This is a genomic window from Pseudomonas monsensis, from assembly GCF_014268495.2.
Classification (GTDB): domain Bacteria; phylum Pseudomonadota; class Gammaproteobacteria; order Pseudomonadales; family Pseudomonadaceae; genus Aquipseudomonas; species Aquipseudomonas monsensis.
In genome coordinates this window covers 4,429,074-4,449,427 of record NZ_CP077087.1, presented here as the reverse complement: position 1 = coordinate 4,449,427, position 20,354 = coordinate 4,429,074, and the positions used below count along the sequence as shown (strand labels likewise).

20 protein-coding genes and 1 pseudogene are annotated in these 20,354 nt (G+C 58.8%); 11 read left to right on the top strand and 10 right to left on the bottom strand.

Annotated features, from left to right (window positions below):
* Positions 1-54 precede the first annotated feature (54 nt).
* Positions 55-1,044, bottom strand: a complete 990-nt coding sequence (locus tag HV782_RS19540; RefSeq protein ID WP_186748626.1) for a DUF4062 domain-containing protein — start codon at positions 1,042-1,044, stop codon at positions 55-57.
* Between the two features lie 470 nt (positions 1,045-1,514).
* Between HV782_RS19540 and HV782_RS19535 the strand changes: the two genes are divergently transcribed.
* On the top strand, positions 1,515-1,877 hold the full coding sequence (locus HV782_RS19535) for a DUF6124 family protein (RefSeq protein ID WP_186748625.1): 363 nt from the start codon (positions 1,515-1,517) through the stop codon (positions 1,875-1,877).
* 121 nt (positions 1,878-1,998) lie between these two features.
* Here HV782_RS19535 and HV782_RS19530 read toward each other — a convergent pair whose 3' ends face one another.
* Positions 1,999-2,403, bottom strand: coding sequence for a DUF7079 family protein (locus HV782_RS19530; protein ID WP_186748624.1), 405 nt, complete (start codon positions 2,401-2,403; stop codon positions 1,999-2,001).
* Positions 2,404-2,994: 591 nt separating this feature from the next.
* On the opposite strand from HV782_RS19530, the pseudogene HV782_RS29005 reads away from it, so the two are divergent.
* The 3 genes and pseudogenes from HV782_RS29005 to rimA all read left to right on the top strand — a co-directional run.
* Positions 2,995-4,071 (top strand): annotated as a pseudogene (locus HV782_RS29005) (methyl-accepting chemotaxis protein); the annotation flags it as partial.
* Positions 4,057-4,929: a methyl-accepting chemotaxis protein gene (locus HV782_RS29000; RefSeq protein WP_437180222.1), complete on the top strand. Its 873-nt coding sequence runs from the start codon at positions 4,057-4,059 to the stop codon at positions 4,927-4,929. The pseudogene HV782_RS29005 and the gene HV782_RS29000, both read left to right, overlap by 15 nt.
* Positions 4,930-5,069: 140 nt before the next feature.
* The gene (gene rimA / locus HV782_RS19520) at positions 5,070-5,849 is read left to right on the top strand and encodes a S6 modification regulatory phosphodiesterase RimA (RefSeq protein ID WP_186748622.1); all 780 of its coding nucleotides are present in this window, start codon (positions 5,070-5,072) and stop codon (positions 5,847-5,849) included.
* 6 nt (positions 5,850-5,855) lie between these two features.
* Here the strand turns inward: rimA and pseH are convergent, their stop codons facing one another.
* Positions 5,856-6,407 carry a UDP-4-amino-4,6-dideoxy-N-acetyl-beta-L-altrosamine N-acetyltransferase gene (gene pseH / locus HV782_RS19515; RefSeq protein WP_123462133.1) on the bottom strand — a complete coding sequence of 184 codons (552 nt, stop codon included), beginning with the start codon at positions 6,405-6,407 and terminating at the stop codon, positions 5,856-5,858.
* A 143-nt stretch (positions 6,408-6,550) separates the two neighbouring features.
* Here pseH and HV782_RS19510 point away from each other — a divergent pair, with 143 nt between their 5' ends.
* A complete protein-coding gene (locus HV782_RS19510; protein WP_186748621.1) occupies positions 6,551-6,766 on the top strand; it encodes a hypothetical protein in 216 nt (71 codons plus the stop codon).
* A 78-nt stretch (positions 6,767-6,844) separates the two neighbouring features.
* On the opposite strand, the gene HV782_RS19505 is transcribed toward HV782_RS19510, so the two are convergent.
* On the bottom strand, positions 6,845-7,630 hold the full coding sequence (locus tag HV782_RS19505; RefSeq protein WP_186748620.1) for a transporter substrate-binding domain-containing protein: 786 nt from the start codon (positions 7,628-7,630) through the stop codon (positions 6,845-6,847).
* Positions 7,631-7,723: 93 nt separating this feature from the next.
* Positions 7,724-8,368, bottom strand: a complete 645-nt coding sequence (locus tag HV782_RS19500) for an FMN-dependent NADH-azoreductase (RefSeq protein ID WP_186748619.1) — start codon at positions 8,366-8,368, stop codon at positions 7,724-7,726.
* Between the two features lie 102 nt (positions 8,369-8,470).
* Between HV782_RS19500 and HV782_RS19495 the strand changes: the two genes are divergently transcribed.
* On the top strand, positions 8,471-9,325 hold the full coding sequence (locus HV782_RS19495; protein ID WP_186748618.1) for a LysR substrate-binding domain-containing protein: 855 nt from the start codon (positions 8,471-8,473) through the stop codon (positions 9,323-9,325).
* 5 nt (positions 9,326-9,330) lie between these two features.
* On the opposite strand, the gene HV782_RS19490 is transcribed toward HV782_RS19495, so the two are convergent.
* On the bottom strand, positions 9,331-9,801 hold the full coding sequence (locus tag HV782_RS19490) for a hypothetical protein (protein WP_123462150.1): 471 nt from the start codon (positions 9,799-9,801) through the stop codon (positions 9,331-9,333).
* A gap of 165 nt (positions 9,802-9,966) precedes the next feature.
* On the opposite strand from HV782_RS19490, the gene HV782_RS19485 reads away from it, so the two are divergent.
* Both HV782_RS19485 and HV782_RS19480 read left to right on the top strand, forming a co-directional pair.
* Complete coding sequence (locus tag HV782_RS19485) at positions 9,967-10,632, top strand: ribonuclease T2 (RefSeq protein ID WP_186748617.1); 666 nt, start codon at positions 9,967-9,969, stop codon at positions 10,630-10,632.
* A gap of 349 nt (positions 10,633-10,981) precedes the next feature.
* Complete coding sequence (locus tag HV782_RS19480) at positions 10,982-12,553, top strand: sensor domain-containing diguanylate cyclase (RefSeq protein WP_186748616.1); 1,572 nt, start codon at positions 10,982-10,984, stop codon at positions 12,551-12,553.
* 81 nt (positions 12,554-12,634) lie between these two features.
* Here HV782_RS19480 and HV782_RS19475 read toward each other — a convergent pair whose 3' ends face one another.
* Entirely contained in the window at positions 12,635-12,940 is a 306-nt protein-coding gene (locus HV782_RS19475; RefSeq protein WP_186748615.1) for a hypothetical protein, read from the bottom strand.
* Between the two features lie 186 nt (positions 12,941-13,126).
* Between HV782_RS19475 and HV782_RS19470 the strand changes: the two genes are divergently transcribed.
* The gene (locus tag HV782_RS19470; RefSeq protein ID WP_123462158.1) at positions 13,127-13,567 is read left to right on the top strand and encodes a carboxymuconolactone decarboxylase family protein; all 441 of its coding nucleotides are present in this window, start codon (positions 13,127-13,129) and stop codon (positions 13,565-13,567) included.
* Positions 13,568-13,705: 138 nt separating this feature from the next.
* On the opposite strand, the gene HV782_RS19465 is transcribed toward HV782_RS19470, so the two are convergent.
* The 3 genes from HV782_RS19465 to HV782_RS19455 all read right to left on the bottom strand — a co-directional run bounded on the left by HV782_RS19465 (position 13,706) and on the right by HV782_RS19455 (position 17,265).
* A complete protein-coding gene (locus HV782_RS19465) occupies positions 13,706-15,298 on the bottom strand; it encodes a DHA2 family efflux MFS transporter permease subunit (RefSeq protein ID WP_186748614.1) in 1,593 nt (530 codons plus the stop codon).
* Complete coding sequence (locus tag HV782_RS19460) at positions 15,295-16,404, bottom strand: HlyD family secretion protein (RefSeq protein ID WP_186748613.1); 1,110 nt, start codon at positions 16,402-16,404, stop codon at positions 15,295-15,297. Before HV782_RS19460 ends, HV782_RS19465 begins: the two co-directional genes overlap by 4 nt.
* Positions 16,405-16,500: 96 nt before the next feature.
* Entirely contained in the window at positions 16,501-17,265 is a 765-nt protein-coding gene (locus tag HV782_RS19455) for an AraC family transcriptional regulator (RefSeq protein ID WP_123462164.1), read from the bottom strand.
* 98 nt (positions 17,266-17,363) lie between these two features.
* Here HV782_RS19455 and HV782_RS19450 point away from each other — a divergent pair, with 98 nt between their 5' ends.
* Both HV782_RS19450 and HV782_RS19445 read left to right on the top strand, forming a co-directional pair.
* Positions 17,364-18,497: an MFS transporter gene (locus tag HV782_RS19450; RefSeq protein ID WP_186748612.1), complete on the top strand. Its 1,134-nt coding sequence runs from the start codon at positions 17,364-17,366 to the stop codon at positions 18,495-18,497.
* 108 nt (positions 18,498-18,605) lie between these two features.
* A complete protein-coding gene (locus HV782_RS19445) occupies positions 18,606-20,333 on the top strand; it encodes a ShlB/FhaC/HecB family hemolysin secretion/activation protein (protein ID WP_186748611.1) in 1,728 nt (575 codons plus the stop codon).
* Positions 20,334-20,354 lie beyond the last annotated feature (21 nt).

Here is a 20,354-nt window from a genome sequence, read left to right as displayed (position 1 = left end):
ATTTTGTCGTCTATTTTTATCGAGATTGTGATTTTTATGAGGGGTTGACAAATATTAATCTGCTGCTTCTTTCTTTTTCAAAGCTATTTGTTCTTTTTCTATGTGTGCAAGTATTTGTAGGCCAAGTTTTGTTGCGGAGTATCTTCGATATTGGACGCCAGGAACTTTTTCATTTTCGGTTAAGCCGTGTATTTGCAGTTTTGGGCAGATATTAAAGTACAGGAATCTGCTGCTAACATTTCCCGTGCCTGCTGAGTTAGTTACGCCCTGGATTATCCTGCTTCTGTAAGTATAGAAAATATCTAGAAGGCTATGTTCCTCCTCTTTATCAGTTGAGCTGATAGAAAGGGGGATGGCTACAGTTATGTGTTTTAATAACTCCACTATCTCTGAGAGCTTTTCATTGCCGTCGGTCGGTTTTGATGGTAGTGGTAAGGGGCGGCTTTCTAAAGTTTTAATGATTTCTTTTAGTTGAGAGTTTTCATCGGAAAGTTTCTTTATTTCCTCGAATAAAGGTTTCGTGTCAACAATCTCGCTTCCTGATACCCAGCCCGTTAGTTCCGGCCTTCCTGCGTAGTCAGACAAGCTTTCATACACGCAAAGCTTAATGTCTTTGAGGTCGTCAAAAAAAGAAGATATTCTACCGAGTGCTTTATCGCGAAATGCTTTCAGTTCTTTTGGGTTGTCTTTTTCAAGATGGTGCGTTCCGTGGTCTCGCGCTTTTTTCTCTAAAGCATCTTCTTTTATTATGACTGAAAACATTGGTTTGTTTTGCGCCGCTGCATAATCAAATTCAAGTTCGGTGTAACTCAAGTTGGTTGAGCTTTCAATAGAGCCATACCTGCCCCCTAAGATCAACATGTATACATCTGATTGATCTATCCAGTCGTTAATTGTCTCCATTTGAGATCGGTCTCCAGCAGTAAAAAGTTCCATGCCTGCAGGAATATGGCCAGATTTCAGAATCGCACTTACAGCAGCTTGTCGTTCATCAATTAAATCCGTGTATGTGCTAGAAATAAAAATCTGTAATTTTCGCTTCATTCCCTGTCCTTTAAATCCATGAAAAAACAGACAATATCGAAGTGCTAGTATGATGTCCATAAGGTGACATTATTTGGACTGATAGGTGTGCTCAAGGAGCCATTCCAAACAGAAAAAAGCACATTCGTTTAAAAGAAACCTGTTACTGCAGTCCTAAGCCTACACTCCCTTGCGCCTCCCCCTACACCTAAGACAGAATCCCCCGGCTTGTGCCTCTAGCCCGCAGGTTCTATCGTCCCTACGTCACTGAAATCCAGTGATCGGGTTTGGTAGCCCGTCTCCGTCAGAAGCACAAGACTACTGTCTTGCGAGGGCGTTTTTCGTCTTCGTTTTATGGTGGTCATGCGCGGGGCGTCTTCGGATGCGCCGGGGTTCCTGACGACCGGTCTACCAACCTGCGTATGGCCTCCACCCTTCGTTTGGTAGCGAGAGTGATGGCTCCTTTTCGTTCATCCGTCAGGAGTTACACCATGTTCAAACCAACACCGAATCCGCCAGAAACCGACCCCGCATCCCCCTACGAATCCCTCAACTCCAAAAAACTTCACGAAGCCGCCGAGCGCGCCCTCGATCACTATCTCCTTCCCGCCAGCCACATCATGGCCAGCACCAACGAACCCGAGCGCATGTACCTCGCCAATCCGAAGTACGACTCGGAATCCCTGCTGGCCAATGCCAGTGAAACGCTGAGTTCCGCCTCGGAAATGCTTAACAACTTCGCCGCCGCACTCGACCCATCGCATCGCAAAACCGCGTTAGGCATTGCGCAGGTGGTGATGTTGGGGGAGTTGGCGGTGAATCAGGCGTTGGATAAAGTTGAGGTGAAGGCGTAAATCCTGTCCCACCGTGGCGAGCGGCTTGACTGTCGCCACGGTGGGACTGGTAACGTGTTTTGATCGAAGAGGATCACATTGCTCTGCTCGCGGATAACCGGGTTAACGATCACGGCGGCGCTCATTTTCGGTAATGTTTGGAAATCTCTTTCCATATGTATTTGTATCGAAACTCAAGCCAACGAATCAGCAGTTTGTCTAGCTGACGTCTGAAGCGGCTTCGTTCTCGCGCTTTCAATGTTTCTGCGATGTCAGCCTTCAATTGCTCTAGGTTGAATGCAGACCAGATCATCGGGATCACGGTCTCGAGATTCGTATGACACACCGGTGCCACTTCTTCATAGAGGATTCGCTTGATCTCTTTCGGATCGTAATCCTCGGTCTGGCGCGCGATGAATTCGTAATCAACCTCATTGTCGACAAACGCGTCGGATAACGACCAATAGACATCGGAGCGCTGTTTTTCAGTCGCTGATGCCCAGCTTCGTGTGGCGGGGGCGGTGTCAGAGGAGGCTGGTTTTTCCATGTTCGACTTCCTGTCTCAATGGGGGCGAGCGTATCAAGCCTGAGCGACCGACGCCCCGAAACAATCTTTGGAATATCGACGGCAAGGTGGCGGCTCGGAGTGGATGGTCGAAATCAAGCCGTAAACCCCTCGCTCCTCTGTGGCGTGCAGCCACTGCTCGCCGCAGAGGGGCGAGCGCCTGAATCCGCATTTTCAGCCCCGTTTTACGCCAATAGCGATGTGCCACAAATCATGATGGCAATGCGTCATCACACCGCTCGAAAAGTTCAACGATTATACAAAAATATAAAGTTGTACAAGTTTTCGCAAAATTAATAGCATCCCCCCAGACACCTTTGCTGAAACGATAAATCCAGCGTGCAGACGCTCTGTTTGCGACGTGACGGGTTTGTCTGCCGGTGCTCGCGTCGGGTTGTTTTCGACGCTTCACCAGCATCCGTATCCGCATCGGCATTTGCATTTCAGGGACAGCTGGAGCGTCCCGTATTACGCCTTGGATGACGACCCCCGAATGTCTGGACGGTGACTGCGGTTGCCGGAGATCTATTTTTTTGTGCCCGGCGTTTCGCGTCTGGGCGTTTGAGGCTGAATATGGCAGTAGCATCGAATTTCCTGGGTGACATCAAAGTTTCCCGCAAGCTGGGCGCTGGCTTTGGCATTCTTTTGCTGGCTGTTTTGGCGGTTGCCTTCATTGGCTATAACAGCAACGGCGTGCTGGTTGATCGTTTGAGTACGACGCGTCTGATTGGCACGCTGAATGACGCGACGCAAGATATGCGTTTGTCCGAGAAACAGTACGAAGCCGCCGCTGACGCAGCGTTCGCCGATTCCTATAACGCTCAGTTGAATGTCTTGCAGGGCCTGGTGAGCAAGGCGCTGGACACCTTGACCCGCGCTGAGAACCAGCAAGCTCTGAAGGCTTTGCAAGCCACGATTGTTGCCTACGACCAGAAGGTCAAGCGGCTGATCGCTGCCGATCAGTCGACCACGGATGCCCTGAAACCGCTGACGGCGCTGTCGGACAAGTACGCGCAGACCTTTGCCGGCATGCTTGAAGGCACCACGACCAGTGCGCTGGCGTCTGCCGATGGCGAACGCGTGCGGGAGCTGCGCACGGTGGCCGACTTGCGCAATGGCATGACCACGTTTCGCCTGATGTTGCGTCGTTACATTGCGGTGCCCAACGACGTGAATAAAAAACTGATGATGGAGACCATTGATACCTTCCTGGGTGATATCACCAAGGCGCGCACCAGCCTGCCGACGGCCCTGTCGAGCCAACTGGAGGAAGCGCACGCCGGCATGCGTCGTTATCGCGAAGTATTGGTGGAAGTGGCCGGGCTGTTTGAGCAGAAGCAGACCATGCGCGAGCAGGTCGACCAGGAAAGCAAGGCGATGGACAAAATCATGACTGGCCTGATGGACACCCAGCAGCGCCTGGCGCGTGAGGATCAGCATTCGGCCTTTATCCAGATGGCGGTATTGACCGTGTTGGCGCTGGTGATCGGGCTTTTTGCCTCGGTGGTCATTTCGCGTCAGATCACTGCGCCGCTGGCGCTGACAGTTGATCTGGCTCGACGTATTGCCAAAGGCGACCTGACGGTACAGGCCAAGTCTGCGCGCAAGGATGAGTTGGGCGATCTGCAAAATGCGATGCAGGACATGGCGCAGAACCTCAACACGCTGGTGCAAGGTATCGGCAATGGCGTCACGCATATTTCGACCTCTGCGGAAAAGCTCTCGGCCATGAGCGAGCAGACCAGCGCGGGTGTGCGTCAGCAGAAAAGTGAAGTGGATCAAGTCGCCACAGCGATGCACGAAATGGCTTCGACGGTGCAGGAAGTGGCGCGTAACACCACCGATGCCTCCGCTGCCGCGACCCTGGCCGATCAGCAGGCGCGCCACGGCAGTACGGTGGTGAAGCAGGCGACGGTGCAGATCAGCGAACTTGCGGTGGCCATTGAAGAGTTGGGCGGTGCGATGAACGTGCTGACTCAGGACAGCGAGCAGATCGGCAAAGTGATCGATGTGATCAAAGCCGTTGCCGAGCAGACCAATCTGCTCGCGTTGAACGCCGCGATCGAAGCGGCGCGGGCGGGTGAGCAGGGACGTGGTTTTGCGGTGGTGGCAGACGAAGTGCGCTCGCTGGCGCAGCGCACGCAGGACTCGACCAAGGAAATCGAAGCGCTGATCGTCACCCTGCAACAAGGTACGCAAGCGGCCGCGACGTTGATGGCCTCCAGTCGTGAGCGCACCCTCGATACGGTGGCGTTGGCGCAGAAGGCCGACTTGGCAATTACCGAGATCAACCAGTCCATCGGTACGATCCAGGAAATGAGCCTGCAGATCTCGGCCGCCGCCGAGCAGCAAAGTGCCGTGGCCGACGAAATCAATCGCAGCATCGTCAGTGTGCGTGATGTGGCTGACCAGTCGGCTGTCGCCAGCGAAGAGAGTGCGGCAGCGACGATTGAGTTGGCGTCGCTGGGGCAGGACCTGCAGCGAATGACCGCGCATTTCCGCACCTGATCATTTGCACCTAGAGCACGCGGCGCCTTCAACTATTCCGGCGCCGCAGGGCTACAGTTATTGCCTTGTTTGCAGATAACTAAGTCCAGTAGCTGTTTTTTATCACCATGGAAGGTTGCACGCCGTCATCAGAGTGGTTCATGTCCGACTTTCCAACATCATCGACCTCTTCCGCAGGGTGCCACGGTTGTAAAAACAAAGGCGTGCCGGATATGGATTTCGCTTTTGCCTTTCAGCCCATCGTCGATCTGCGCGATCAAACGACGTTTGCCCATGAAGCCTTGGTTCGAGGGGTGAATGGTGAGGGCGCCTTTTCAGTCCTGGAGCAGGTGGACGATCACAACCGTTATCGATTCGATCAACTGTGTCGAGTGCGGGCGATTTCCACGGCGGCTGAGTTAGGGATGACCCAGTACCTGTCGATCAACTTTCTGCCGAATGCCGTGTACCGGCCGGAAGTGTGCATTCGCAGCACGCTGGAAGCGGCGCGTACTTACGGCTTCCCGTTGGAGCGGCTGATCTTCGAAGCGGTGGAAAGCGAGCACGTTGAAAGCAACAAGCATTTGATGAACATACTGCGTGAGTATCGCGAGTTTGGTTTCAAGACGGCGATCGACGACTTTGGCGCCGGCTATTCCGGCCTTAACTTGTTGGCGGATTTTCAGCCGGACTTGATCAAGCTGGATATGGCGCTGATCCGGGATATTCACCGTGACCGAGTGCGCCAGATCATCGTGCGTAACGTGGTGAATATGTGTAGAGAGTTGGGTGTGGAGGTGATCGCCGAGGGCATTGAAGGTGCCGAGGAACGAGATTTTCTCGCCGATTGCGGCATTTACCTGATGCAGGGGTACTGGTTCGCCAGGCCTGCCTTCAAATCATTGGCGCAGATCCCTGCGAGTGCGTGGCTGGAGCGATGAACGCTTTCAGCTCGCACTGATCCGCTCGATCACGGGGACCAGCGTCGGACGTTTGCCAAGCCATTCAGCTTTGGTCATTCCCAACAACACCACATCGACCCGCACCCCGTCCTTTACCACGTTCTGCCGCCGTACACCTTCAACCTCAAACCCGAACTTCTGATGCATCTTCACCACTGCGGTGTTCATCGCCAGCACTTCGCAATTCAGCTTTTCCAGACCCGCGACATCAAACGCGTAATCGAGCAGCCAGAACTCGACCACGCTGCCCAAGCCTTTCCCTTGCAAACCGACATCCAGATAAAACGCCCAATCGGCGGTCTTGTGCAAAGCGTTGATCGCATTCAACGAAACTACGCCCACCGCTTGCTCATCCTTGATCACCACAAACACTTGCTGCCGTGGATTGCCGTGCAAGGACGCTAGCCAGTTGGCATGTTCGTGTTCGCTGATTTCATGCGACGTGTACATGAATTTGCGCACGTCCGGTTGGTTGCGCAGGGTGCGGACGTGGGCCTGGATCGCAGGGGCGATTTCGGTGAGGGGGAGGAATTGCATTCGGCGGTCCTTGTCTCGCAGGGTTTGCAACTGAACCTGCGCTGTCGATCTGTAAAGTTTCATGTTGCCGTTTGAGGCGTGGGCCTAGGATGGTGGCATCAGTCGGTGTTGTCTCGTTTTTTCATCCCCCGGGGAGTCGTGCCATGCGCGTCGATGTCGTCAAAGTGCTGTTGATTGCTGCCGCTGTATCGGCGTTGAGTGCTTGTTCGGGGGCGGGTGGGTTGACCACGACCAGTTGTTTTTCGGCGGATTGTCAGTCGCTGCAGGGGCGCAACAATGCGACGACCCTGAAGTTTGGCGGTAACAGTATTGGCAGCAGTCTTAACCAATACAGCTCCGGGATGTTGCACGACGACTGAAATACGGCGGGTGTTGAGTGGCAAATAGTTTGTGGCGAGGGAGCAAGTTCTCTCGCCACGGAATAGCCTCAGGTTTTTTTACTGCGGCACGGCCAGCCACTCGCCAATGACCTTCTGATACTGGCCGGTAACCTTGCTCAGGTGCAGCCACTGATCGACATACAGTTTCCAACTGATGTCATCGCGCGGCAGCAGGTACGCCTTCTCGCCGTATTGCATGTATTGATGCGGATTCACCGCGCACAACCCCGGTTTGAGTTTCTGCTGATACAGCGCTTCCGAGGCATCGGTGATCATCACGTCGGCCTTGTTGTCGAGCAGTTGCTGGAAGATCGTCACGTTGTCGTGCAGGGCCAGTTGCGCCTTGGGCAGGAAGGCGTGGACGAAGGCTTCGTTGGTGCCGCCGGCGGGTTCGACCAGGCGCACATCGGGCTGGTTGATCTGTTCCACCGTCTGGTACTTGCTGACATCGGCGCAGCGCACCAGCGGGATCTTGCCGTCGGTGTCGAGGGTGTTGCTGAAGTAGGCTTTTTTCTGCCGCTCCAGCGTCACCGAGATGCCGCCCATACCGATGTCGCACTTGCCGGCCTGCATGTCCGGCATCAGGGTTTTCCAGGTGGTTTGCACCCATTGGACTTTGACCCCGAGGCTGTCGGCCAGCGAGCGGGCCATGGCGATGTCGATGCCTTCGAAGTCGCCGTCCGGGCGTTTGAAGGTATAGGGCTTGTAGTCACCGGTGGTGCACACGCGCAACTGGCCTTGTTGCTGGATGCTGTCGAGGTGTGAAGGGCTTTCCTGCGCTTGCACGGCGGCGGCGAATGTCAGCGCGCCGCAGAGCATCATCGTGGTTTTTAGGATTGTCATCGGGACCGGGCTTCTTAATGGGAAGGTGGCCCAGTGTAGTGAAAGGCTTTTGCAGGTGTCATCAAAACCACGACTCCACACCCGCGCCGAATGTCACTGCGGCGCAAGGCGATCAGCCAGATCCCGCGCACGCTGTGAGGCGGCAAGCCGCGACTGACGATCTAGGTCTTCGCCAAGAATCGTTTTCTCGACACTTACCTCATGCACATCGTTGATGCCGATAAAGTCGAGCCATGCGGCCACGTAAGGTTTCTGAAAGTCGAAGCGCGCTGCCGGGGTGGCGGATTGTGCGGAAAAGTCCATCCCGCAGGCGTAGATGGCGACGGCGGTTTTACCTTGCAGCAAACCTTGCAGACCGCTTGCGGGATCGAAACTGAAGAGGATGTCTTTCTGCGACACCAGGTCGATGAAGTGCTTGAGTTTGTACGGCATGCTGAAATTCCACAGCGGCACCGACAGCACCAGAATATCGGCGCGATGCAGATGCGCGGCGAGGTGTTTGAGCTGTTCCCACGCCGTTTGCTGGCGCGGCGACAGCGGTGTGCCATTGAGTCCGGCGTACTTGGCATTCAGCATCTCTTCGTCGAATTCCGGAAGCGGCATGCCCCATAAATCCAGGGTTTCGAGGCGCGTCTGCGGGTGATGCTGTTGATAGCGGTCGATGAACTGGCGCGCGACCTCCAGTGAGGCGGAGCGCTGTTTGCGCGGCGAGCATTCGATGTGAAGAAGAGTGGTCACGTTAAGGCCTCGGCATTCGGTGGGGGAGTGCGAGGCATTGCAACATAGCGAGGATCTAACTATAAATTGTAAATAAATCATCCATTGATCACGTATCTCACTATGTTTGACACCCTGTTGCTCAAGACCTTTGTCACCGTTGTCGATGAGGACGGCTTCAGTCGTGCCGCGGAAAAACTGCATCTGACGCAGTCGGCGGTCAGCGGTCATCTGCGCCGACTCGAAGAGCAAGTCGGCAAGCCGCTGCTCAAGCGCACGACGCGATCGCAACAACTCACCGCCGATGGCGAGCGCCTCATGGCCTATGCGCGGACGATTCTGGCGCTGAACCGCGATGCCTGGGCGCAGCTCACGTGCACGCCGTTTCAAGGGCGGGTGCGGATTGGCGTGTCCGAGGATTTTGTCGAGGCACGGTTACTGCGCGCGTTGCAGGATTGCGCGGCGCAGCATCCGGGCATGGAGATTGATGTGCAGGTGAATATTCCCGGGACCTTGCTGAGCCAGATGCAACAGGGTGATCTGGAAATGGTCATCGGTTCGCTGTGCGAAACCGGTGAATCTGGCGTTTTGCTGTGGCAGGAGCCGCTGGTGTGGGCCTGGGCCGCGCAACCTGTCGCGCATTTACCGACGCCACTGCCGCTGGCGCTGTTTCCAGAGCCGTGTCCGTATCGCGAAGCCGCATTGACGCGTTTGGCCCGGGCCGGCATTTCTCAGCGAACGGCCATGCTGTGTTCGAGCACGGCCGGGTTGCGCGCAGCGGCGGCATCCGGATTTGCCGTGGCGCCGATGCCGGCGAGTCAGTTGGGGCAGGGGGTGGCAGCGCTGGCAGCGGAACAGGGTTTGCCGGCGTTGCCGGATGCGCAGTTCCGCTTATTTGTCGCAGCGCATGCCGATCCGCAGATGCTCGATGCCGTTTCGCAGGTGATCGTCGATTTCTGTTCGACGCGGCGCCAGTAAAAGGCTTACAGACCGAGGCCTTCCTGCACCGCCAGCAAAAGATTGTTTTCGGTCAGGGCGATGGCATCCAGTTGCTGACCTGTTTCAATCGACTGCACCCACCAATGGCTTTCACCGTGTTCATCCACGGTACGCAGCAGATAGGTGTCCGTGGCTGACGGGATGATCTGCACTCGCCCGGCGCCATCCTCGGTAAACCGCGCAATGGGATCGAATGTCAGGGTTTGATGATTGGCCTCGATTACCAGTTGGTCGATGGCGTAATCGTGGGATTCACCATCCGGAGAACGTTCGCAAACGTGGGTCGGATTGCGCCGAATTTTCAGGCCGACTTCGGTGACCGGCTGCAGCCACGCCTCGATGCGGTGGTACAAGTCGTACACCTGCGCCGGCCAGCAATCGATCTCCAGCGCGGCATCCGCGTGGGTGTGCCGGGTTTGCTTGAGTTTGGCGGCGAGTTCGTCTGCTTTACTCATTTCGGATCCCTTGGTTTGATGGCTGCCTGTTAATCGTAGACCTTTCAACGGGGTACGGCGTTGCCTTGCGTCATGCACTTGCAACACAAGCGTGTCGAAATCAGCGCTGGCCAAGTCTGGTCAGGATCGAAAACCACGGACGCAGGCGTCCCAAGGAGCGGGTAGATGAAAAAGCTGTTTACAATTTTGGCGGTGATTGCGCTGACGGCCGGTAGCATCGGTTTGAGTTCGGCGCGTCAGTCGCAGTCGAGCAAGGCCCAGGCGGAATCGGTGGCGGAGGTGTTCGATTACTACCTGCTGACGCTGTCCTGGTCGCCGACGTTCTGCCTGACCCACAAAGATGACGCGCAATGTTCCGGCAAGGGCTACGGCTTCGTGCTGCACGGTTTGTGGCCGCAATACGCCAAGGGCGGCTGGCCGGAATCCTGCCCGCCGCTGACCACCCTGTCGGCTGCGGAAACCAGCAAGGGGCTGACGCTGTTCCCGACCAGGAAACTGCTCGACCACGAATGGTCCAAGCACGGCACGTGCAGCGGCCTCGGCGCGATGGGTTATCTGGATGAGGCGGACAAAGCCGTTGGCGCCGTCAAAATCCCGCAGGCGCTGCAACCGTTCAGTTCTTCGTATTACTTCGAAGCCCAGGAAATCGCTGACCTGTTCCGCAAGGCCAATCCGGGGATTCCGGCTGATGGCATCGCGGTGATCTGCAGCGGCCCGGAACTGTCGGAAGTGCGGGTGTGCATGGGTAAGGATCTGCAATTCGGCGCGTGCGGCAAAGGCGTGAAGACGCAGTGCCGGGCGGGGGATATTCGAGTGCCGCCGTCGCGTTGAACTGATTCAAGGTCGAAAGGACCACACGGACCTGATGGCAAGGGAGTAAGCGCCCTCGCCACAGGTTTTTGGTGAACCCGAGTACGCATCTCCCGGTCAGGCTTTGACCGCCGGCCACCCGCCACGGGTGCATCTGTACAGTGCGATGCGCCGTCTGGCCCTTCACAACGGATTAACCGCAAAGCAGGCATCGAAAATAAATCGGCGAACAGCGATCATCCAAATGCGCTGTGCGCCGATACATCTGGGCGGGAGCGTGGCGTTTGCCCCGTGCATCCCGGTGGGCTACGCTCACAAAATATAAGGGTTACGGGCATTTGCCCTTGTCGTACCTGCCCAGGACACGTTTTTGCCTATCCCCATTCATGATCCGCATCAAGCCCCCGGAGGCGCCCTTAAACGCCTGCCGCTGCGTAAAGCCGCCGCGTGGTTTATCGTTGCGGTGGGGTTGTGCCTGCTCGGTTTACTGTATTTGCAACTGGAACAGTCACGGCGTCAGGATCTGGCGGTGGCGCAGGTGGCCTCCAGCAACCTGACGCGGGCCATGGCGCAACAGGCCGAGGACACCTTTCTGGCGGCGGACCTGGTCATGACCAGCCTGGTCGACTGGATTCAGAATGACGGTTACGGTGCGGCGCAACGGCCTCGGCTGCAGCAAACCTTCGCCCGGCGGGTGCAGCAACTTAACCAGTTGCACGGCATCTTCCTGTTCGATACCCAGGGGCAGTGGGTAATTACCTCGTTTACCGATCTGCCCCGTGGCAATGGCGTGGCCGACCGCGAGTATTTCAAGTATCACCAGCAGAACGCCTCGACGCTGGCGCACATCGGCCCGGCCATCCGCAGCCGCGAGAACGGCGAGTGGATCATCCCGATTTCCAAACGCGTCAATGATCGCGCCGGCCGTTTTCAGGGGGTGTTGCTGTCCGGGATCAAGATGTCGTATTTCGATCACTTCTTCGAAAGCTTCAGCCTCGACGACAACGGCATCATGTTCATCGGATTCACCGACGGCACGTTGCTCGCCCGCCGACCGTTCGATGAAAGCCTGATTGGCACGTCGCTGGCGCAAGGCCAGATCTATCGGGAGTTGCTGCCCGAGGCGTCGGCCGGTACCGCGATGATCAATTCGGTGGTCGACGGCGTCGAGCGTTTGTATGGCTACCGGCGGTTGGCGTCGTACCCGCTGGTGGTGGCCGCCGCCACGTCAAAGGACACGATCCTTGAGGGCTGGTACGCGCGGGCGTTTCAGTCCAGCGTGATCGTGGCCCTGGTCACCCTGGGTGTCGGCCTGTTCGGCTGGGTGTTCATTCATCAGGTGCGCGATGGTGAGCGTATCGAGAAAAACCTGCGCAAGGCACAGCAGGCGCTGGAACAGATCGCGACCCATGACAGCCTGACCGGACTGGCCAACCGGCGTCTGTTCGAGCGCTCCCTGGAAATCGAGTTTGCCCGAGGCGCGCGACAGGTCAGCCCGGTGAGCCTGATCATGCTCGATATCGACTTCTTCAAGCGTTACAACGACGCCTATGGGCATGTCGCCGGTGACCATTGCCTGACGCAAGTGGCGCAGGTGCTCATGACCTGCTGTCAGCGCAAGGCCGATCTGGCGGTGCGCTATGGGGGCGAAGAGTTTGCGGTGCTGTTGCCGAACACCGATATCAACGGTGCCCTGGCCATTGCCGGGCAGATTCGTCGCAGCGTCATCGACAAACACATCACCCACAGCGGTTCGCCCACCGGCTATCTCACCGTGAGCCTGGGCTGCTATTCGTTTATTCCGAGCGGCAATGACAGCCCGGAAGTATTTATCCAGCGGGCGGATGCGGCGCTGTATCAGGCAAAAAATGCCGGACGCAACCGCGCCGCGGTGTTTTCGCCGGAGAGCGATGTGGCCGAGCTGATGCGTTCCGACCGCTGACAATCAACCCTGTGGGCGCCGGCCGCGTCGTTAGACCGGTCGCACAGGGCAACGCCCTTACCACGGATGACTCTTGTGCGTTCAGCCGCCCGTGCCACCGCCTGCACCGCCAGTCCCGCCGCCAGCCGAACCGGTGCCGCCACCCGCACCGGAACCCGATCCGCTGGCGCCGCCATTGGTGCCGGTGCCGGTGCCCGACCCCGAGCCACCTGAACTGCTACCGCCGGAAGGCGCGCCCGGCGTGTTGTCCGGTGGCATGGTCGAGCCGGTGGCACCGCCGGATTGGGTGCCGGTGGCATCCGCGCCATCGTTGGCGGCGAAGCTGGCCGCCGAGGCCGTGGCGAGCAGGCCGGCGAGGAATAATGAAGTGAGTTTGCGCGTGATCATGGTGCGTCTCCAGAAAGGGGATTGACCTGATATTGGTCTGACGCGCCGACGCCTTGGTGCCGATTGGCTGACCAGTGGTCAACGCCGGGTGCGAGTGGCCTCCTGATCTTCGCGAATATTGGCTATTTGCCGAGAGCAGAGCGGGGGCTAACGTAGCCACACCTTCACTTGCTGCCCGGAGTCACCATGAAACCTCGTACCGATTTCTACACCGCCTCCCCAGACGCGCTGAAAGCGATGATCGCCCTGGAAACCGCCGTTTCCAAACTGCCACTGGAAAAGAGCCTGATCGAACTGGTCAAGCTGCGTGCCTCGCAAATCAATGGCTGTGCGTTCTGCATCGACATGCACACCGCCGACGCAATCAAGGGCGGCGAAACCCCGCGGCGTCTGTTTGCCGTGACCGCCTGGCGTGAAGCACCGTTCTTCAGTGACCGCGAGCGCGCCGCGTTGCTGTGGACCGAATCGCTGACCCAACTGAGCCTGACTCACGCTCCAGACGAAGACTATGACGTGGTGGCCGCGCAGTTCACGCCCAAGGAAATGGTCGACCTGAGCGTGGCGATCAGCACCATCAACAGCTGGAACCGCCTGGCCGTGGGCTTCCGTAAAACCCCGCAGGCTTAAGCCTCAACACATAACCCCTGTGGGAGGCAGCCTGCTCGCGATGGCGTTGTGTCAGTCGACAGCTGCTTCGCTGATGCACCGCCATCGCGAGCAGGCTCACTCCTACAGGGGGGAAGTGGGTGAACGTAAAATACGGGATCAATGCGCATCGGCACTCGGCGCGGCCGGTGGTTGCACCTTGCGCATCAAGGGCACCATCGCCGTGGCGATGATGAAGCACAGCATGATCATCAGGAAGGTGTCGCCGTAGGTTTGCGTCTGCGCCTCGCGGTAGGTCAGCAGCCACAATTGGCGCAAGCTGGCGGTGACCCCGACGTCGCCACTCTGGCCTAGCGCGGCGAGGTTGCCGCCGACCTGGGACAGCCACTGATTCATCGCCTCATTGCTGCTGTTCAGGTGCTCGGCCAACCGCGTGAAATGCAGGTTGGTGCGGTCATTGAGAATGGTCGCGCATGCAGCGATGCCAATCGCGCCCCCCAGATTACGCATCAGGTTGAACAGGCCCGACGCATGCTTGAGCCGCGCCGGCGCCAACCCGCCCAAGGTCAATGTCACTGCTGGCGGCACTGCCAGTTGCTGGGCGATCCCGCGTAACGCCTGCGGCAACATCAATTGCCCCGCGCCCCAGTCGTGAGTGATCGGGCTGAATTCCCACATCGACACCGCGAACAGGCCCAGACCGATCATCATGATCCAGCGCAGGTCCATGCGATTGGCCAGAAAGGCATACAGCGGAATCGCCATGATCTGGAACACGCCCGTGGAGAATACCGCCAGGCCAATGTCCAGCGCGCTGTAGCCGCGCACCCGGCCGAGAAACAGCGGCGTGAGGTAGATCGTCGCGAACAGGCCGATGCCGGTGACGAAGGAAAAGAAGCAGCCGAGGGCGAAGTTGCGATCCTTCAGGGCGCGCAAATCGACTATAGGATTGGCCACGTGCAAGGTGCGGCCGATGAAGGCCAGTCCGGCGAGGCCGCTGATCCACGCAGTGGTCAGGATGGTCTGGTCGCTGAACCAGTTCCAGCGCGGGCCTTCTTCGAGGGTGTATTCCAGGCAGCCGAGAAACAGTGCGAGAAACACCATGCTCAAATAGTCCGCACCCTTGAGCAGGGACAATTCCGGCTGGTCGATTTTCACTAGCATCGGCACCGCCACGGCAACGAAAATCCCCGGCACCAGATTGATGTAGAACAGCCAGTGCCACGAGGAAATATCGGTGATCCAGCCACCGATCACCGGGCCCAGTGTCGGTGCCAGCGAGGCGACCGCGCCAATGGTCGCGGCGGCGATCACCCGTTGTTTGCCGGTGAAGAAAAAGAACGCGGTGGTGAACACCAGCGGAATCATCGAGCCGCCGAGAAACCCTTGCAGCGCGCGAAAAGCGATCATGCTCTGGATGTTCCAGGCCACGCCGCACAACAGGCTGGCGACGGTGAAACCGACGGCCGACGCGCAGAACAGCCAGCGCGTGGAGAACACCCGCGACAGCCAGCCCGACAGCGGAATCACGATGATTTCGGCAATCAGGTAACTGGTCTGCACCCATGCGGTTTCGTCGGTGCCGGCGGACAGTCCACCGCCGATATCGCGCAACGAAGCCGAGACGATCTGGATGTCCAGCAGCGCGATGAACATGCCGATGCACATCGTCGCGAAGGCGAACACCTTGGTCGCGGTGGCCATGTCCGCCGCGTTGAACGGTTGCGCCGGGGCGGTGAGGGCGGCGCTCATGGTGCAACGGCCACGGCGCGGTTTTCAGGCTGGGCGCGGGTATCGACTTCGGCGGTCACCGACAGGCCTGGACGCAGATGGCCCAGCACGCCGTCGGCGGGGTCGAGAAGGATGCGCACCGGCACGCGCTGGACGATTTTGGTGAAGTTGCCCGTGGCGTTTTCTGGCGGCAGCACGCTGAACTGCGAACCGGTGGCCGGGGCGAGGCTGTCGAGGCGGCCGTGGAATTCCTGACCGGACAACACGTCGGCGCGGATGCTCACGCGTTGGCCGGGTTTCATCCGCGCCAGTTGGTCTTCCTTGAAGTTGGCATCGACCCACAAACCGCTGGCAGGCACCACCGACAACTGTTGTGAACCGGCCTGGGCGTAGGCGCCGACGCGTGCGCGGCGGTTGCCGATCACACCGTCGACCGGGGCGCGCAATTCGGTGTAGCCCAGGTTCAATTGCGCCAGATCCCGCTCGGCGCGGGCTTGCTGGAGGGCGGCGCGGGCCTGTTGTTTTTGCGTGTCGATCACCGCGAGCTGGCGTTGCGCGGCGAGCAGTTCAGCCTGCGCACGGGCACTCAAGGCTTGCGCGGTCTTGAAGGTGGCGTCGGCGCGCTGGGCGCTTTCCACCGACACGGCATTGGTTGTCACCAGACGTTTGTAGCGTGCGTTGTCATCCCGCGAGCGAGCGGTCTCGGCGCCGGCGGCGTCGATGCCGGCACGGGCCTGGCCGATCACCGCCTGTTGCAGTTGCTCGGTGGCGTCGAGGTTGGCCAGCAGGGCTTCTTCGGCCGCCACAGCGCCTTCAGCCTTGGCGAGATTGGCGCGGTAATCGCGGGCGTCGAGGCGGATCAGCACATCGCCGGCCTTCACCGGCTGATTGTCGCTGACCAACACTTCTTCGATATAGCCGGCGACTTTTGGCCCGATCACCGTGACGTCGCCACCGATATAGGCATCGTCGGTTTCTTCGAGAAAACGTCCGGCGCCCCACCAATGCATGGCGTAAATACCGGCGAAAATCAGCGCGAGCAATCCTGCGCCCGGAAGCAAAACGCGTTTAAGCAGGGGCGGCTTGGTCTTTACCACAACAGGTTCGAGGGTGGGCATGCTAGTCATGGCGGATTACCTGCGTAAGTGGATCGTTATTACGGCTGTAATATGATGCAGGTAATATTTGGTGGCAAATGATTTCTGGTGCCAATCGTCAGTTGTTCACTTGAGCCAGTGCCCCGGTGTACTGCCGGTCATGGTTTTGAAGAAGGCGATGAAAGCGCTATCGCTGGCAAAACCCGATTCGAACGCGCAGTAACTCAGGCTGCGCCCGGTGGCGAGCAATTCCATCGCGCGCATCAAGCGCCACTGCTGGCGCCATTGCTGATAACTCATGCCGGTTTCGCGCTGGAAGATTCGCCCGATGGTGCGGCTGCTGGCGCCGACCTGCTGCTCCAGCACTTGCAACTCCGGAGGCAGACGTTCAGGCGTTTTCAACAGGGGTGCCAGGCGCTTGTCCTGAGGTAACGGCAGCAGCATCGGTTGCTGCGCCGCTTCAGCGATTTCGCTCAGACACAGGCCGAGCAGGTGGGAGAGTTTGCCCTGCTGCCAATCGCTGGCGAAATCCGCCAGCGCCATCGGTTCCAGCACCGCACGCAACAACGGGCTGACTTCAATCACGCAGACCTGCTGCGGCAGTGCAGCGCACAGTTCGGGGATCAAATAGATCGAGCGGTAGTCGACGCTCTGTTGCATCACTGCGCGATGGCTGACACCCGGTGGAATCCACGCCGCCCGCGACGGCGGTAGCAGGCACAGTTGCTGCGCCAGGGTAATTCGCGTGCAGCCTTGTCGCGTGTACAGCAGTTGCCCGCGTTGATGGCGGTGCAAACCGGAGTCGTGATCGCCCAGGGTCGAAGCAATACCGATCACCGGTGCCTGATAGCGATCTGCGTCAAACGTTGCGTGGGCATCGAGCCAGGCCATGGATTGTCCGATTTCAGTGATTAGTTGGCAGGGTCTGGATAATACGCCACTGCGCAATTCTTAAACTCCTCGGCGGTTTATGCGAGGAGTGATGAAGAATGAACAACAGACATTTCCTGTGGCTGGCGATTGCGTTGCTGATGTTTCCGCAGATCGCGCAAACCCTGTACAGCCCGGCGCTCGGTGATATCGGGCGGGTATTTGACGTTGGCCCGCAAGCCGCCGCGCAGACGTTGTCGGTGCATTTCCTCGCGTTTGCCGTCGGGGTGGTGGTGTGGGGGCGTTTGTGCGATCGCATCGGTCGACGCCCGACGATGCTCGCGGGCCTGGCAATCTTTGCAATTGCCACGCTTTTAGGCCTGCGGGTCAGCAGTTTCAACGGTTTGTTACTGGCGCAGATGTTGGCGGCCTTCGGTGTGGCGGTGGGGTCGGTGGTCACGCAGACCGTGTTGCGCGACCGCTTCAAAGGCGCCGAACTGGCGCAGGTGTTTTCCCTGGTGGGCATCGCGCTGGCGGCCAGCCCGGCGCTTGGCTTGTTCAGTGGCGCCAGCCTGGTGCAGGCCTTTGGGTATCGCGGTGTGCTCGCCGCGTTGCTGTTGCTGGCCACGTTGTTGTGGTTATGGAGTTGCTACACCTTGGTGGAAACCCGGCCAGCGCCGACTGGCCATGTTGCTCTGTTCAAAACGCTTGGGCGCATGTTGCGTGACGCGGGTATCTGGCGCTCGGCGCTGTGGATCGCCTCATTCAACGTGGCGCTGTTCAGCTATTACAGCCTCGCTCCGTTCATGTTTCAGCGGTTGGGTGTGGACGCCAGTGTGTTCGGTTACAGCGGTGTGATCCTCGCACTGGGCTCAGGTTTTGGAGCATGGCTGAACCGGCGCTTATTGACGGTCGGGTTCAAGGCATTGCAGTTGATTCGCCTCGCGGCTGGCATCGCCTTGCTCGGTGGTCTTGGCGTGTGGTCGCTGCAGGGCAGTGTCGCGTTCGTGCTGCCGATGCTGCTGGTGGTGTTGGCGTTTGGCCTGGCGATCCCGAACATTCTCGGTTCGGCCCTGGCCGATTACGCTGATCGGTTGGGCACCGCCGGGGCGTTGTTGGGCTTGATGTATTACCTGCTGATCAGCGCAGGGCTGATGCTCGCTGGCTGGTTTCAAGCCCTCGGGGAAACCCTGATAGCCAGTAGCGCCGTGGCTTTGCTGCTGACAATAAAGCCAGGCAAAGCAATTGTTTAAGAAATGTAAGCGCTGTAGGAAGCGTCTTGCTTTTGTGTGGAATGGCTCCGACTATCACGATCATTGATGACATGGCATTACGCCATTTAATGATCGCAAGGAAGTTGCGTGCCGTTTCCGTTTTGCGCTGTTTTTCGTCGTTGTTCCACGCTTTGCCCGCTGCTGTCGGCCTTTGTGTTGAGTGTGTGTGCCTCCTCGATTGAAGCCGCCGAGCCGACCGCACCGGGCCAGGAAGTGCTGCGCCAGCAGCAGCAACAGCAACGCGATCTGCAACAACTGCAACTGGAACAGCGCCGCCGTCAGCTGGAGCGCGGGGCTTTCGGTCCGGCACCCACGACCCCGGTCGTAGCGCAAACCGTCGAGCCGGATGAACAGTGCTGGCCGTTAAGCGGCACGCGCATCGGCGGCGTCACGCTGATCGACAGTGACAAACTCAACGCGCGGATCAAACCGTTGCTCGCGCCGTGCATGGGCGTCAGGCAGATCAACCATCTGCTGGCGACCATCACGGCGATTTACGTCGAGAAGGGCTACATCGCCAGTCGCCCTTATCTGCTCAGCGCGCCGGCGGCGGCGCAGTCGCTGGACATCAGGGTCGACGAGGGCTACATCGAGTCCATCGAGCTGGCCGATCAGCGTTTGCCGCTGTCCCTCGGCGGTGCGTTCCCCGGCATGCTCGGCGAGCCGCTGAACCTGCGCGATCTGGAGCAAGGTCTTGATCAACTCAATCGCCTGCGCTCGGTCGATCTGACCGCCGACATCGCCCCCGGCAGCCAGCCCGGCGCTTCGCGGATCATCCTGCGTTCGCGCACTGCGGGGCAGTCGCGCTGGGCCTTGAATGCGGGCATCGACAACCTCGGCAGCGCCAGCACCGGACGTGATCGCGACAGCGTCAGCCTGAGCTTCGACAGTCCGCTGCAACTCAACGACTTGTTGAGCCTTAGCGCCAGCGACACGTTGAATCAGGGCGACCGCTATAACCGCAACGCCAGCCTGTATTACGCGATCCCTTACGGCTACTGGACCTATAGTGTGTTCGCCAGCCATGCCGAATACCGCGCGCCATTCAAACTGCCGAGCGTGACCTTCCACAGCACTGGCATCACCGACCAGATCAGCCTGCGCGCCGACCGCGTGTTGTGGCGCGATCAGAGCCGCCAGCTCAGCGCCAACCTGCAACTGGCGCACAAGGATGTCGATAGCTATCTGCAAGACGTGCGGCTCGGCATTCAGAGTCCGACCCTGACCGTGGCCGAGGCCGGACTCAATCTGTTCTGGCTTGACCGTGCGGTGTGGAACCTCGACGTCAATTACGCGCAGGGCCTGCGCTGGCTCGGTGCCGATGACGACGCGCAGCAACCGATCAACAACCTGCCCAAGGCACAGTTTCGCAAGTACCGCGCCGGCCTCAGTCAGTGGCGCAACGGTCAACTCGGCGAGCAGGCGTGGCAGTGGCAGAGCCAGCTCAACGTGCAGTACAGCCCCGATCCGTTGCCGGCGATCGAACAACTGCTCGGCACCGACGATTCGGCGGTGCGCGGCTATCGGGTCAGCAGCGCTTCGGGCGCCAGCGGCGCAATCTGGCGCAACACCCTGCGCCTGCCGCTGCGCAGCGCATGGCCGGTGCAGATCACGCCGCGCGTGGGCCTCGACCAAGGCTGGATCAAGGCTGATCACGGCGCTCAAGGCCAACGCCTGAGCGGCGCCAGTGTCGGCTTGAACCTGGGCTGGAAAAACCTGCAGGTGGACGTCGATTACCAACGCAGCCTCAACACCCCAAGCGGTCTGCAGCACGAGCCGCAAACCTGGCTGATGCGCGTAGGGCTGCAGATATGAGCGCTATCCATACAAACAACG

Coding starts and splice junctions, on each gene's coding strand:
- pseH (WP_123462133.1), bottom strand. CDS start 6,407: ATGCAATTCCTCCCCCTCACCGAAATCGCCCCTGCGATCCAGGCCCAC.
- HV782_RS19535 (WP_186748625.1), top strand. CDS start 1,515: ATGTTCAAACCAACACCGAATCCGCCAGAAACCGACCCCGCATCCCCC.
- HV782_RS19540 (WP_186748626.1), bottom strand. CDS start 1,044: ATGAAGCGAAAATTACAGATTTTTATTTCTAGCACATACACGGATTTA.
- HV782_RS19530 (WP_186748624.1), bottom strand. CDS start 2,403: ATGGAAAAACCAGCCTCCTCTGACACCGCCCCCGCCACACGAAGCTGG.
- HV782_RS19505 (WP_186748620.1), bottom strand. CDS start 7,630: ATGACAATCCTAAAAACCACGATGATGCTCTGCGGCGCGCTGACATTC.
- HV782_RS19510 (WP_186748621.1), top strand. CDS start 6,551: ATGCGCGTCGATGTCGTCAAAGTGCTGTTGATTGCTGCCGCTGTATCG.
- HV782_RS19450 (WP_186748612.1), top strand. CDS start 17,364: ATGAACAACAGACATTTCCTGTGGCTGGCGATTGCGTTGCTGATGTTT.
- HV782_RS19475 (WP_186748615.1), bottom strand. CDS start 12,940: ATGATCACGCGCAAACTCACTTCATTATTCCTCGCCGGCCTGCTCGCC.
- HV782_RS19495 (WP_186748618.1), top strand. CDS start 8,471: ATGTTTGACACCCTGTTGCTCAAGACCTTTGTCACCGTTGTCGATGAG.
- rimA (WP_186748622.1), top strand. CDS start 5,070: ATGTCCGACTTTCCAACATCATCGACCTCTTCCGCAGGGTGCCACGGT.
- HV782_RS29000 (WP_437180222.1), top strand. CDS start 4,057: ATGCAGGACATGGCGCAGAACCTCAACACGCTGGTGCAAGGTATCGGC.
- HV782_RS19485 (WP_186748617.1), top strand. CDS start 9,967: ATGAAAAAGCTGTTTACAATTTTGGCGGTGATTGCGCTGACGGCCGGT.
- HV782_RS19460 (WP_186748613.1), bottom strand. CDS start 16,404: ATGACTAGCATGCCCACCCTCGAACCTGTTGTGGTAAAGACCAAGCCG.
- HV782_RS19490 (WP_123462150.1), bottom strand. CDS start 9,801: ATGAGTAAAGCAGACGAACTCGCCGCCAAACTCAAGCAAACCCGGCAC.
- HV782_RS19465 (WP_186748614.1), bottom strand. CDS start 15,298: ATGAGCGCCGCCCTCACCGCCCCGGCGCAACCGTTCAACGCGGCGGAC.
- HV782_RS19470 (WP_123462158.1), top strand. CDS start 13,127: ATGAAACCTCGTACCGATTTCTACACCGCCTCCCCAGACGCGCTGAAA.
- HV782_RS19455 (WP_123462164.1), bottom strand. CDS start 17,265: ATGGCCTGGCTCGATGCCCACGCAACGTTTGACGCAGATCGCTATCAG.